This window comes from Rivularia sp. PCC 7116, assembly GCF_000316665.1.
In the GTDB taxonomy this organism is placed as follows: domain Bacteria; phylum Cyanobacteriota; class Cyanobacteriia; order Cyanobacteriales; family Nostocaceae; genus Rivularia.
On record NC_019678.1, the window covers coordinates 2,307,302 to 2,321,496 of the forward strand.

The window sequence follows — 14,195 nt, forward strand, 5'->3', positions numbered from 1 at the left end:
TTAAAAAAATATGATAAATACAAATAAAGTTTATCAAGAGAGAAGAGTTTGGCAACCTAAACATATTGATAATATCGAAATTGCCTATCGTGATTCTTCTGCTTTTAACCTTCCTGCTCATTTTCATGAAGAACTCGAAATTACACTAATGCAGGGCAGCAATTGGAATTTTGATTATCGGGGTGAAAAATTTACGGTTCCTCCTTTCAGTTTTACTTTAACTCAACCTGGAGAAACACACAAAGCTAGTTTTGAAAGCGATTTTAATTGTAGATTTTATGGATTGAGAGTTAAGGCTGATTTATTAAAACAATTAGCAGAAGAAATTAAGGGTAATTATCAATACTTACCGTTCTTTTCGACACCAGTAGCTTCCGATAAAGAATTAAGTCAACTTATTTTCACATTTCACGTCTTAGTAAAAAATTCTAAAGGATCAATCTTAAAACAGCAATCTCTGTTATTACAAATTGTAGAAAAACTTATTTTAAGGTATACGCAAGATAGTTCTAATTTAAAATATATAGGGAAGGAAAATCAATCGATTCAGCGAGTAAAAGACTATTTAAATGATAACTATGCTAAAAATATATCGCTGGAAGAATTAGCACGCATCGCCAATTTTAGTCCCTTTTATCTAAATCGAGCATTTCGCAAACAAGTTGGAATTCCCCCTCACAAATATCAAACACAAATTAGAATTGCCCGTGCAAAAAATTTGTTAAATAATTTATCTATTTCTCAAGTGGCTGTTAAAACAGGTTTCTCTAGTCAAAGTCATTTTGGCTGGCATTTTAAGAAAGTTATGGGAGTTACACCAAAAAAGTATGTGAAAGAGAGCAATATCTTGATAGACGCGAACATCTAATTCTATTTATTGTTAAACACTGTAACTGAAGCGTTTTGTTAAACATGACGGGTAAACTTGCAGGAAAAGTTGCAATCGTGACTGGCTCATCTCGCGGTATCGGAAGAGCTATTGCTCAAAGATTGGGAAAAGATGGTGCTAATGTTGTGGTGACTTATCACAGCAGTCAGAATAAAGCACAAGAAGTAGTGGAAGAAATCAAAGCTGAGGGTTCTGAAGCTATAGCGCTACAAGTTGATGTAAAAGAAATTAACAGCGTGGGTAATTTATTCAAACAAACTCTCGAACATTTTGGAAAACTCGATATTTTAGTTAATAATGCTGCTGGTAAAAACATATTTAAGCCTACAGCGCAAATGACTGAAGAAGAATACAACAGTATGTTTGATATTACGCGGGGTGTATATTTTGCTCTACAAGAAGCCGCGAAACACTTAGCCGATAACGGACGTATTGTTAGCATTTCTACTAGCGGAACGGTAATGGCAATTCCTGGTGGTGGAGCATATTCAGGATGTAAATCTGCAATTGAACAGTTTAGCGCTTGTTTGGCAAAAGAGTTAGGCGAACGAGGTATTACTGTAAACACAGTTTCGCCAGGAGTTACTGATACTGACGGTCTGGTATTAGATGAAGAACAGGTAAATCAATTGATCGCTCAAACTCCGCTAAATCGTTTGGGTAAACCTGAAGATGTCGCGAATGCTGTCGCGACGTTGGTATCTGACGATGCTCATTGGATTACGGGACAGAGTATTCGAGCCAACGGTGGAATTGTTTAATAGTTTTTGAAAGTTAGTTTGTAAAGGAATAAAAATGGCAAATCTGAACGGAAAAATAGCTTTTATTGCTGGTGGTGCTGGTAATGTCGGGGAAGGAATTGTCCGCTCTTTTCTTAAAGCTGGTGCAACGGTAATTACAACTTCTCGCAAGCAAGAAAAACTTGAAGAATTGCGAGGTTATTTAGGAGATTTAGCAAACGATAATTTTGTCCCTATAATTGGAGATTTAGGAGATTTGGAAAGTGCTGAAAAACTCCGCAGTCAAATATTAGGACAATTCAATCGTCTTGATGCTGTTGTTGCTTCTGTTGGTGGAACTTGGAAAAGTGGAATTCCCATGACTCAAGTATCAATGGAAGATTGGCAAAAGTATATGTTTACAAATTTAACAACTCACTTCGTTTGCGCTCGTACTTTTCTACCCGTGCTAACTGAAAATAAAGGTAGTAGCTATACTTTTTTAGGTGGTTCTGCTGCTGAAAATGTAATTCCAAATTATAGTTTAGTTGCAATTCCCGCAGCCGGACAATTAATGATGGCAAAGGTATTAATGGAGGAAATGAAAGACAGTGGTGTTCGGATTAATGAAGTAATGGTTAACAGTTTGGTGAATACTCGTGCAACCGAAGATAATGCAAAATCTGAATGGATAACAGCCGATGAAATAGGCGATTATGTTGCTTGGTTAGCTTCATATGAAGCACATATGGTTAATTCCAGCGTACCTTATTTACAAGAACAAAGTCGCTAGTTTTAGCTTTGACATTTAACCTTTAAACTTTGACCTTAATTATGGTTACATTTATCAACATATTCACAGTTCAACCCGAAAAACAACAGCAAGCTTTACAAAATATCCAGCGAGTTTATCAAGAAGTTGTCCGCATTCAACCTGGTTTTATTAGTGCGGAATTATTGCAGAGCAATGACGGAACTCGGGTAACAGCCGTTGCTCGATGGGAAAGTGAGGAAAATGTAGCCACATTGCGCGAGAATCAGAGATTTAAAGAGTTGCACAATCAAGATTTTTTTGAAGCAATAGAATCAGTTGAACCTAGGTTTTATACCAGAGCAATTGAAGTTAAACGAGGGGAGTAATAAAAATATTTTTAGTGGGAGCATCTTGCTTTCTATCAATAATAAGACAGCTAATATGGCTCTCACTAAATGAAGAAATTGAAGAAGTTGCAGCAAAGTTTATTTTCGCGAATTGCTATAACCAAAAAGTTGTGGGGAACACACCAAGCTCAGCTGCGCGTAAGTAAGTAGGCAGAAAAAAACATACCTATATAACAGAATGTAAATTAGCCTTAAACCCTTACTCCGACTGCCGACTGCCAACTGCCTTGCCCTAATTACAATTTTCAACACCAACCTACTTAAAACCGCCTTGGAATAAATTCCCAGGCTCATATATAAAGTCTGATAAATCAGACTATGTAAGGTTTTAAGGCGATTTTAGTGCGTTTCAACGTACTTTGTATATAAGCCTTGAAATTGATTTCAAGGTTCTTGTAAGAATTATAAAAATATCTGTAGTGGGAGCAAGATGCTCCCTATCAATATAATAAGCACTTTTGGCTACGGTTTTTATAATCCTTCGATTCTCTCAATCAAGTAGCAAGCAAACTAATATCAAAACCAGAATCAACAAACTGCTCGTTATAAGTATTCAAAGCCGAATCATCGAAATCTTCCGTCAAAGGTTGGAAAATTTCACCTACTTTATTCATCAATGAATCAACAAGCATATTAGCACTTTGTTTAACACCAACTCCCATTGCTATAGTTTCTAATTCACCCAATAAATCATCGGCAATTTCGGCAGATTTATCAACTACAACCGACCAGTTACCGTTACCAATTACGATGCTGTTATCTGTATAAACTCTATTTCCGTTTCCGATTACCGTATTGTTATTACCAAAATCCCAGTTACCGTTACCAATAGTCGTATTGTTATCTCCAAAATACCAGTTCCCATTACCAAGGGTTGTATTTTGACTGCTAGAATCCCAATACCAGTTACCGTTACCAACTGTATTATTATCAACAGAAAAATCTAAATGCCAATTTCCATTCCCAACAGTTGAATTATTACTTGTACCATCCCAATTCCAGTTACCGTTACCAATCGTCGCATTCAAATTACCGTAATTCCAATTAGCATTACCGATAACTGCATTTTCACTACCAAAATCTTGATTTCCGTTACCAATCGGAATCTCTCCTTCAGGAGTACTAAATACATTTTCGGAACCATTAAATGGAAGTAAACCATCAAGAGCAACATTTAAAATATCAAACGGAATTTCTTCTGCTAAGGTACCTTCACCAAAAGGATTGTATTCACCGCTAGAAAAGGGATTCTCATCACCAACTAATTCTTGGAAAGAGTTAGCGGTATTGTTGAAGCTGAACATATCATTACGGAACAGCGTCAGTAAACCATTCGGTGTTTGTAAAGGTGTTTCGTTACCTGCGAAAAATTCTGGAGAGTTAAGATTTGCGTTAAATTTTAAAAGACTTTCTCTGACAAGTTTTAAGGTTTCGCTGGTTGATTGATTGGGTATAGCGCTATAGTTAGCATCACCTTCACTAGCGTTGAGGAATGATAAATCTTCACCAGCAATCATTCCCAACATATCAAAGGATTGTGAGGGATTTCCACCACCTTCTCCACCAGCGAAAGGATTTTCACCTTCACCACCAGCAAAGGGATTTTCTCCACCTTCTCCACCAGCGAATGGATTTTCTCCACCTTCCCCACCAGAAAAAGGATTTTCACCTTCTGCACCAGCGAAAGGATTTTCACCCTCTCCACCAGCGAAAGGATTTTCACCTTCTCCACCAGCAAAGGGATTTTCACCTTCTCCACCAGAAAAAGGATTTTCTCCACCTTCTCCACCAGCGAAAGGATTTCCACCTTCTCCACCAGCAAAGGGATTTCCATCACCTTCTCCACCAGCAAAAGGATTTCCACCTTCCCCACCAGAAAAAGGGTTTTCATTTTCTACCGTTGAATTAGAATCTTCGACAACAGAATTATCAGTTTCAGTTTCTTCTGTTGGATTAGAATCTTCTACAACCAAATTATCAGTTTTAGTTTCTTCTGTTGAATTAGAATCTTCTACAACAGAATTATCAGTTTCAGTTTCTTCTGTCGGATTAGAATTTTCTACAACAGAATTGTCAGCTTCGGTATCTTCTATTGGCTTTGAATCTTCTACAACCAAATTATCAGTTTTAGTTTCTTCTGTAGGATTAAAATCTTCTACAACCGGATTTTCAGTTTCTTCTGTTGGATTAGAATCTTCTACAACCGGATTTTCAGTTTCTTCTGTTGGATTAGAATTTTCTACAAATTCAACCTCATCTACAATATCTGGTGAAGGCAAAGGAGAATTATTATAACCTGGTGGTGGAGTAAATTCTTCTTCTCCAAAGGGATTTTCACCATTCGCAAAAGGATTTTCTTCTGTAAAGGGATTACCTGCTGATTCTTCTTCGGTTTCATTCAAAGGTAATCTATCGCGTAGTTTATTGAAAAGAGAATCAATTCTTCCGTCAACATCCGCTTTTACTTCAGCAGTTAATGATTCTTGTGTAGTTTCATCATCAACTATCCATTGTCCGTTACCAATAACGATATTACCAACTTCTAATATTGATTTTAGACTACTATCTAATTCAATATCATCAATTGAGGAATTATCAATTAATGAATCGTCAAAATTAATTAATTGGTCATCACTTTGATTAATATAATTTAGTTCAGAAGATTCCATTTATAACTATTCTCCTAATAATAAATATAAGTTTGCTTCTATTAAATAGAGTAAGCTATTTTTAATTATAAGTATTTAAAGATTTCATAGACTTAGTATCATGCTTAAAAGATGATTAATTTATGTGCATTTGTACAGCCAGAAAAATTAAATTAATCTACAGCTAATTATTGTTTATTTATATATAAATAAAAAGTAGAGACGTGAAAAAATTGCGCCTCTACAATGCGGCTATGAACCAAAAAATGCGAAGAAGTAATGTACTTTTATTTATGCTTTTTCGCTACATAATATGATTAGATAATTCAATCATTTTCAGTTGGCATTATATAGCTTCCAAAATATTAAGCATTCAATTTTAGGAAAATGGATTGCCACCACCAGAGAATGGGTTGCCGCCGCCACCAAATCCACCAGCACCAGAGTCTCCACCAGCGAATGGGTTGCCACCGCCACCAAATCCACCAGCACCAGAGTCTCCACCAGCGAATGGGTTGCCACCGCCACCAAATCCACCAGCACCAGAGTCTCCACCAGCGAATGGGTTGCCGCCGCCACCAAATCCACCAGCACCAGAGTCTCCACCAGCGAATGGGTTGCCACCGCCACCAAATCCACCAGCACCAGAGTCTCCACCAGCGAATGGGTTGCCACCGCCACCAAATCCACCAGCACCAGAGTCTCCACCAGCGAATGGGTTGCCACCGCCACCAAATCCACCAGCACCAGAGTCTCCACCAGCGAATGGGTTGCCACCGCCGCCAAATCCGCCAGCACCAGAGTCTCCACCTTCAGTAATTTCGTCAGGAGTAGATGAACTTCCACCTGAAGGGCGAGCAAAAGGATTTAGCCCGCTAATATCCTCTTCGCTAACGTTAGGAGTTCCATCCTCGTTCGTGTTAAGAAATAAGCCGTCTAGATTCATTCTTAATTGAGCGAATGGCGATACATTGCCACCACCAGAGCCTCCGAAGCCACCGCTTCCCGAGCCACCTTCACTACCGCTAGGAGGACCACCTTCTGAACCGCCACCACCGAAACCGCCAAAAAAGTCTTGCAACTCAAAACCTTCTACATCAGTTAAACGGTCAAATGGACCTAAATTTATATCTTCCCCACCTTGCATACCGCTGTCATCAGAATCCTCAGCAGGAGCGCCACCACCCCCGAATATATCTTCTGGCTCTAACCCTAATTCAAGCAGGGGAGCGAACACGCTTTCACTCAAATCTAAATTTCCACCTGAATTTTGGTTTGTATCTTCTGCCATTACAAATTAATCTCCTTATTGAGAACTTTTTAATTAATTAGGAAAAAATCAAGTCAACAACTGCATATACTTGTTTAAAGATTTCCTAATTTATTTTCACCACTATTTATTGACAACTTCCTAACAATAATGATTGAATATCTTAATAGCTAGTTAGCTCGATGAATACCTAAAGCATTGCTTTTGGATGAAGATGTCAAATTACAAAAGCAACAATTAAAGATATTCCCTAAAACCGCGTTAAAATTCGTTTCCCTAACGCCTATGTATAAGAGTAATTGATTTATATATTAAATACTATGAAGAATGTTTTGATGATTCTTTCGTTTCTTTAGATATTTTTTTTGATACAAAAGACCCGGATTAATATAAGATATTGAATTACACGAAATATAGCGGTTTTCAGTTGAGTCCAACACACTCGAAACCTCACCCTCGTTCCCTCTCCAAAATAGCGGAGAGGGATGTCCGTCAGGACAGGGTGAGGTAGAATTTGTATTCTATTCAAGTGAAATTAGCTATAATTTAATTAATATAAAATCAAATTTTCCTAAAAAGAAAATAAAAATAGATCAAATTAAAAACAATTTTTCTGATTAAATATAGGTATAATTAATTTTATGACAGTTATACAGCAGTTTTCATTTGAATCCAATACAAAGGGGCAACCTCACTCCGTCATACGGACACCCCTCTCCTTAGTAAGGAGAGAGGAAGGAGTGAGGTTAAATTAACTTTATGACGGCTATATTTATTAATTAAAAGGTCAAAGGTTAAAAATTCAAATGCCCAATGCCCTTTTACTTACTTACTTACTTCAAAAATTTAGAAAGCTGTTCTAGTTTTTTCCAAGCTTCACCACTTTTCAAAACTTCTTTAGCAATAACTACACCTTTAGTACAACGCTCAACAATATCCTCTCCGTCAACGGCTTCGCCAACTTCTAAAGCTAAAGCTGTATTTAAAGCCACTACATCTTGTTGAGCTTGCGTACCTTTTCCTTGTAAAACAGCTTTTAAAATATCGGCATTTTCTTGAACTTCTCCACCTTTCAAGTCTCCGATTGGTGCGGGATTTAAACCTACTTTTTCTGCCGTTAATTCTAATAAACTTACTTGCCCGTTTTGAACCATCGCTACATCATTAACATCACCCAAACCGCCTTCATCCAATCTTTCTCTTCCGTGAATTACTATTCCCCGACGAATCCCTAATTGCGATAAAGCTTGAGCAATTGTCTGTACTAAAAATGGATCGGATACACCAATAACTTGTCCTGTTGGACTCATGGGATTTACCAAAGGTCCAAGCAAGTTAAAAATAGTACGTATCTTTAAAGTTTTTCTTAAAGGAGCGACGGGCTTCAAAGCCGGATGCCAACCTGGTGCGAACAAAAATGTCACGCCAATTTCATCAACCGCAGACCGCACTTTTTTGGGGTCAGCTTGAAGATTTATACCTAAAGCTTCCAGTACATCAGCAGAACCAGTTTTACTTGAAGCCGAACGATTACCGTGTTTGGCAACCTTCACCCCAGCAGCAGCAGCAACAAAAGCCACGGCAGTAGAAATATTAAAAGTAGAAGCACCATCTCCACCAGTTCCGCAGGTATCTATTAATGGCAACTCAGATTGTTGATTTTCGATTCCTCCCAAAGACTGAGATTGCAAAACTTGAGCCATACCCACCAATTCTTCTGGTGAGACTCCTTTAGCCTGAATAGCTGTCAAAATCCCACCGGAAAGCACCGGGGGAATTTCATCATTGAGCCATCCTTCAATTAATTCGGTAGCTTGAGTGATGCTCAGAGATTCCTTATTCAATAGCTGTTGTAATAAAGTAGACCACCGAGCGGTATCGGGAGTTTGGGAATTTTGAACTGTGGTTTGAGTCATGGGATTTTAGATTTTAGATTTTAGATTTAGAATTATTTGTAATTATTAAATTAAATAGACAATAAATGAAAAATATTAAATTATAGGTTCGTAGTTGCGCTTACTCTTCGAGAAAGCTTCGCTCATAGCGCCAAAAATGTTGAACGAAGACAGCGCAACTACGAATGAACTATTTTTACTGGTTCCCAGTCTGTGGCTGGGAACCCTTATATGCAAGTCTTTGACTTCTGATTATACAAGAGACAGAACCTCTCGAAAATCATTACCAGTTAGAAATTGGTAACCAGAGGTAACGAGAGATAAACATTCGTAGTTGCGCTTTAGCCCTGTACATTTTTGGCGAAGACAGCGCAACTACGAACAAACTACTAAAGATTAATTACTTTAGCTACGGTTTGCACGTCTTTGTCACCTCTACCGGAACAGTTGATAACTAACTTAGGACTGCCATCTAGTTGAGGACAGAGTTTTTCTAAATAAGCAAAAGCGTGAGCGGTTTCTAGTGCGGGAATAATCCCTTCTAGTTCCGACACTTTTCTAAATGCATCCAAAGCTTCTTTATCGGTCACGCTATAGTATTCAGCGCGATTCATATCTTTAAGAAAACTGTGTTCTGGGCCAACTCCGGGATAGTCCAAACCGGCGCTGACTGAGTGCGCTTCGATGACTTGTCCGTCACCATCTTGCAGTAAATAACTCATCGCACCGTGCAATACTCCAACTCTTCCTTTGGTCAAGGTTGCTGCATGTTTTTCGGTAGCGACACCTTCACCGGCTGCTTCGACTCCAATCAAACGCACGGATTCATCGTTAACGAATTCGTGAAATAATCCCATTGCATTGGAACCACCACCAACACAAGCTAAAAGAATATCGGGTAATCCACCCCATTTTTCCTCGCATTGATTGCGAGTTTCTACGCCAATTATTGCGTGGTAATCGCGTACCAACATTGGATAAGGATGAGGTCCGGCAACGGAACCTAAAATGTAGTGTGTAGTTTCTACGTTTGTTACCCAGTCGCGGATTGCTTCAGAAGTTGCATCTTTTAAAGTTCCGGTTCCAGCTTCTACAGGGCTAACTTCCGCTCCCATCAATCGCATCCGGAATACGTTGAGCGCTTGTCTTTCCATGTCGTGAATACCCATGAAAATCACGCACTTCAAACCAAAACGAGCGCAAGCTGTAGCAGTTGCAACACCGTGTTGTCCTGCTCCGGTTTCAGCGATAATTCTTTGTTTACCCATGCGTTTAGCCAACAAAACTTGAGCTAAAGCATTGTTAATTTTGTGAGCGCCGGTATGGTTTAAATCTTCACGCTTTAAGTAAATTTGCGCTCCAGAGCCATCTGGTTTTGCATAATGTTGAGTCAAACGTTCCGCAAAATACAATGGGCTTGGTCTTCCTACGTAATCGCGTAATAAACCGTCCAATTCAGCTTTGAAATCGGGGTCATTACGATACTTTTCGTAAGCAGTTTCCAATTCTAGCAAAGCTGGCATTAAAGTTTCGGGTACGTACTTTCCACCGAACTTTCCAAATCTTCCCAAATTGTCGGGACGAGCAACTGATGAAATTTTTGAACTGATATCTGGAGTACTGACCATTTTTTAATCCTTTAGGTAATTTTTAAAGTTTGAATTTTGAATTGGGGATGGGGCATTGGGCATTGGGCATGGGAAGATAAGGGGATAAGGAAAAATCAAATAATTTAATTCATATCTCCTAACTGCTCGCTGTATGTCCTAGCGGACATGCTTCGCTAACACTGCTCGCTGTTTTTTAGCAACCGCAAGTAGTGCAGCAATACTTGTGAAAGCCAGTATAGAAGTGGGTTCTGGTACTTTCTCCGGTTGGGGGGAATTTTGTAGGGTATCGTAGTTGTAGCCTAGTTTTGTGTGGTCTAAAACGTCAATTGGTCTAATTACATCACCAGGCTCAAATTCTGGTAGTAAAGATAAAAGACCTTGCAAATCTTCAGTTTCGGCAAGTAATTTACCACCATCCCAAGGCCACATTTTATCGTTGAGGTTATGTCCTTCTGGTTGTCCCGATTCTGGATAGTATTCGGTACCTGAATGTCCATTTTCTTGCCATTCTGCCCAAATTCTATCTACATTGGCGTGATGCAGCCAGAATATTGGGTCATAAGGAGAACTAGGAACGTTACTCATGGTACCTAGTCCTTTAAATTGAATATTTTCTAAATCCGAATCGTCAATAATTGCTCCCCCAACGTATGAATGCATATAGTTGTGAGTGAAGCCTCCACGAGTTACGTTACCATCTTCATCGACAGTAATATATCCTTCTAAAGCAGGACGGAATAGAAGATAATCATCTAGAGCCAGAACTTTATCGATTTGTTCTTGAGGTAAAGGATAATCACTGGCAGGAAATTGTCCTAAAAATCGGACAAGAGAAGTTCCTAAAGATTGTCTGGTATCTCTATCAATATTTATCTTCTCGTTTAAAACCCATCCTTCGGCTTCGGAAAAATTACCGGACACAACTGGTCCCCCTTCCACAACCAAACCCCCTCCAAAAGCAATATTATTAGGAATATCACTTGGAATGTTATTGGGAATATTACCAGGTGGAACATTATCAATATCGGGAATATCTGAGGGAATATTACCTGGAATACCACCTGCAATATCAATTGTTACACCTTCACCGTTGATTCCCAAAAAGTCTTTTTTAAAAATCGTATCAACAGCTTCTGGTTGAGTCCAATCCCAATAAGGAAGAGTTACATTTGAGTTTACTGATTGTAAAGCTTTTTCAAATCTTAGTATATATTCGCGATGCCAAGGTAAAAATGCCGAATTCCCATGAGCTATATCGAAATCTTGGTTAAATTTTGGCATTTCCATTGCACCATTTTTGCGAGCTAAACTCATTGCTCCCAAATGTACGCCTACAAACTGGTCGTAAACGCTGATTTCGCTGCCTTCAGGAATTGTAGTTTTTAGAGTTTTGATAGCATCAACTAAATCAGTTTTCTCTTTTGAAGTCAAATCCACGACGTTTTTTCTAACTACAAAATCACCGGCGATCGCCAAGTTTGAAAATATATTTAAGCTACAAACCAAACTAATAGCAGAAATGGACAACCTATTAGAGATAAATTTCATTAATTAACAAGTAATAACTAATAGCTTAATTAGGAATGGGAATTAGGGATTAGGTATGAAAAGATAGAGAAACAAAAGAAATTATATTCATAGCTCCCGTCCTCTTAACTCCTAACTCCCGTCTTCCTAACTGTTCCCTGTTCACTGTTTAACTAACTGCTCGCTAGAAATTGCGGCTTTTAATTCTTTGGTAAGTTCTTCGACTGCTTTTAATCCTTCTTCGGGTGTACCGTTTGCTAATCGCTTTACTAAAGCACTACCTACGATTACTGCATCAGCACCCCATTCTTTTGCCTGAGCAGCATGTTCCCCACTGGAAATACCGAAACCGATACCAATTGCTTTATCGGTGACTCCGCGTAAGTCATCTAGAATATCCTTGACGCGAGTTTGTAGACCAGAACGGACTCCAGTAACACCGGTTACACTCACTAGGTAGATAAAACCCTGAGAATATTTAGCGATCGCGCTGATTCTATCCTTGGAACTCGTAGGAGCTACGAGCAAAGTTAGTTCGATACCAAATTCTTTAGCTGACTCTATCAAATTTTCAGCTTCTTCCAATGGCAAATCGGGAACTACTAACCCTTTGACACCAACTTTGGCGACTTTTGCTAAAAACTCTTTAATCCCTAAATTTAAGATGGGATTGTAATAAGTGAATAGAATAATTGGTGCTTGTAATTGGGGAGTTAATGTTTTCAACATCTGTAAAACATTATCCAATTTCGTACCTTTTGCCAAAGCACGAGTAGCAGCAGCTTGAATTACTGGGCCATCAGCTAAAGGGTCAGAATAAGGGACACCTAATTCAATAAAGCTAGCACCATTTTTATCTAAAATTCTCAGTGCTGCTTCTGTAGTTTCTAAATCTGGATCGCCCGCAGTTATAAACGGAATTAAAGCACAAGTATTAGATTTTCTTAATTCTTCAAAACGTTGAGATATTGCAGTCATGTTATTAGTTGTTAGTTGTTAGTTGTTGATTATTAATAGTTAGGAGTGAGGAATGAGGAGTTATTCAATCTACCCCATCTACCCCCTCTGCCCCCCCTCTCTATTCTCTTATCCGAGCAGCTTTCGTACCGCATCTTCCACATCGGGCTGCCTAACTAAAGATTCTCCGACTAAAACGGCACGAGCGCCAGCTTTTTCGACGAAATCTAAATCATCAGGTGTATATATACCAGATTCGCTAATAACGGTAATTCCGAAACTTTGCAATTGCGATTTTCTTTGAGCAATCAATTTTTCTGTATTTGCTAAATCTACAGTGAAATTCTTGAGATTGCGGTTGTTTATTCCGACCAATTTTACGTCAGGAAGTCTTAACACTCTATCTAATTCTGAAGGAGTATGGACTTCTACTAAAGCTGTCATTTTCAAGCTGTGAATTACCCGCAAAAAGTCTTTCAACTGTACGTCGGATAAAATCGCTGCAATCAAGAGTACTGCATCAGCGCCCGCAGTTCTAGCTAAATATATTTGATATAAATCAACAATAAATTCTTTGCATAATAGCGGTAATTCTACGCTTTTTCTAACTCTACGTAGGTTGTCAAAGCTACCTTTAAAAAAACGACTGTCTGTGAGAACTGAAAGACAGGCGGCTCCCCCTTTTTCATATGCTTGGGCTATATTAACTGGGTCAAAATCTTCCCGAATAATTCCTTTACTTGGCGATGCTTTTTTTACTTCTGCAATTAAACTAGGACTGTGAGAATTATCTTGCAAAGCCTTTAAAAAATCTCTTACCTTTGGTGCATCTTTTAGTTGTTCTTGCACCTTAGCTAAAGGAGATTCCAATCGCATTTGAGCAACTTCTTGCCTTTTATGCAAGACTATTTCCTCAAGTATGTGTCGGGGCCTAGTTAGCATATGAATTCTATTGGTAGTTGTCACATTATTCATAATATTACTTCCTTAGAACGAGTAAGGCGAGCCTCTGTATATTTATTGCTAATACCTATAATTTATTTAGTAGCAGTTTGTTACCTTTATGCAATAATAAGCCCGTACCAATAATTCCTATGCCAAGCAAAGTTGAAGTATGCCCTGCTTCTGGAACTTTTTGGGGTACTGTAAACGAACCAGTTAATAAGGCTGTACCTGTAGTGCTAGGTTCTGTTGTTGCGTTTGGGTCAAAAATCGTATTTTCCGAAAGTGCTAAAGTCCCCGTTGCAACTTCAAACTTGCCTTCTCCACCCACAATAGTTGTAGTACCAGAAATCGATGTTGTAAGGTCTTCAAAGTTAGGTATAACAGTACCAGTAGTAGTTGCAAATAATTTATCGTCACCGCTACCAACAAATGTCTCAGTCAGAACTGGTAATCCTTCTATACCAAACAACGATACACTTCGGATTTATATGAAGATGTCTGGTTCGGGCGGCAGATGCTTAACAGTTAAGAGTTATCAGCAAGTAAACAATTGCTTATTAGTTACTGATAACTG

12 protein-coding genes are annotated in these 14,195 nt (G+C 38.6%); 4 read left to right on the forward strand and 8 right to left on the reverse strand.

Annotation, left to right across the window (positions count from 1 at the left end; genetic code table 11):
- Nucleotides 1–10: 10 nt before the first annotated feature.
- From RIV7116_RS09050 to RIV7116_RS09065, 4 genes are read left to right on the forward strand one after another with little or no spacing between them, the layout of a single operon-like run.
- Complete coding sequence (locus RIV7116_RS09050) at nucleotides 11–868, forward strand: AraC family transcriptional regulator (RefSeq protein ID WP_015117990.1); 858 nt, start codon at nucleotides 11–13, stop codon at nucleotides 866–868.
- A 44-nt stretch (nucleotides 869–912) separates the two neighbouring features.
- A complete protein-coding gene (locus tag RIV7116_RS09055; RefSeq protein WP_015117991.1) occupies nucleotides 913–1,650 on the forward strand; it encodes an SDR family oxidoreductase in 738 nt (245 codons plus the stop codon).
- Nucleotides 1,651–1,684: 34 nt separating this feature from the next.
- Nucleotides 1,685–2,401, forward strand: a complete 717-nt coding sequence (locus RIV7116_RS09060) for an SDR family NAD(P)-dependent oxidoreductase (protein WP_015117992.1) — start codon at nucleotides 1,685–1,687, stop codon at nucleotides 2,399–2,401.
- A 41-nt stretch (nucleotides 2,402–2,442) separates the two neighbouring features.
- Nucleotides 2,443–2,748 carry an antibiotic biosynthesis monooxygenase gene (locus RIV7116_RS09065; protein ID WP_015117993.1) on the forward strand — a complete coding sequence of 102 codons (306 nt, stop codon included), beginning with the start codon at nucleotides 2,443–2,445 and terminating at the stop codon, nucleotides 2,746–2,748.
- A gap of 515 nt (nucleotides 2,749–3,263) precedes the next feature.
- Here the strand turns inward: RIV7116_RS09065 and RIV7116_RS36380 are convergent.
- The 8 genes from RIV7116_RS36380 to RIV7116_RS09110 form a co-directional block, all read right to left on the reverse strand.
- Nucleotides 3,264–5,438 (reverse strand): hypothetical protein, encoded by a 2,175-nt coding sequence (locus tag RIV7116_RS36380; protein ID WP_015117994.1) that lies wholly within the window; start codon nucleotides 5,436–5,438, stop codon nucleotides 3,264–3,266.
- 358 nt (nucleotides 5,439–5,796) lie between these two features.
- Nucleotides 5,797–6,708 carry a hypothetical protein gene (locus RIV7116_RS35745; protein WP_015117995.1) on the reverse strand — a complete coding sequence of 304 codons (912 nt, stop codon included), beginning with the start codon at nucleotides 6,706–6,708 and terminating at the stop codon, nucleotides 5,797–5,799.
- Between the two features lie 812 nt (nucleotides 6,709–7,520).
- A complete protein-coding gene (trpD, locus tag RIV7116_RS09085) occupies nucleotides 7,521–8,603 on the reverse strand; it encodes an anthranilate phosphoribosyltransferase (protein ID WP_015117996.1) in 1,083 nt (360 codons plus the stop codon).
- Between the two features lie 368 nt (nucleotides 8,604–8,971).
- Complete coding sequence (gene trpB / locus RIV7116_RS09090) at nucleotides 8,972–10,210, reverse strand: tryptophan synthase subunit beta (RefSeq protein WP_015117997.1); 1,239 nt, start codon at nucleotides 10,208–10,210, stop codon at nucleotides 8,972–8,974.
- Nucleotides 10,211–10,348: 138 nt separating this feature from the next.
- Entirely contained in the window at nucleotides 10,349–11,740 is a 1,392-nt protein-coding gene (locus tag RIV7116_RS09095; RefSeq protein WP_015117998.1) for a tyrosinase family protein, read from the reverse strand.
- A gap of 141 nt (nucleotides 11,741–11,881) precedes the next feature.
- Complete coding sequence (gene trpA, locus RIV7116_RS09100) at nucleotides 11,882–12,697, reverse strand: tryptophan synthase subunit alpha (protein WP_015117999.1); 816 nt, start codon at nucleotides 12,695–12,697, stop codon at nucleotides 11,882–11,884.
- Between the two features lie 108 nt (nucleotides 12,698–12,805).
- The gene (trpC, locus tag RIV7116_RS09105; protein ID WP_015118000.1) at nucleotides 12,806–13,651 is read right to left on the reverse strand and encodes an indole-3-glycerol phosphate synthase TrpC; all 846 of its coding nucleotides are present in this window, start codon (nucleotides 13,649–13,651) and stop codon (nucleotides 12,806–12,808) included.
- Nucleotides 13,652–13,706: 55 nt separating this feature from the next.
- Complete coding sequence (locus RIV7116_RS09110) at nucleotides 13,707–14,090, reverse strand: hypothetical protein (RefSeq protein WP_015118001.1); 384 nt, start codon at nucleotides 14,088–14,090, stop codon at nucleotides 13,707–13,709.
- Nucleotides 14,091–14,195 lie beyond the last annotated feature (105 nt).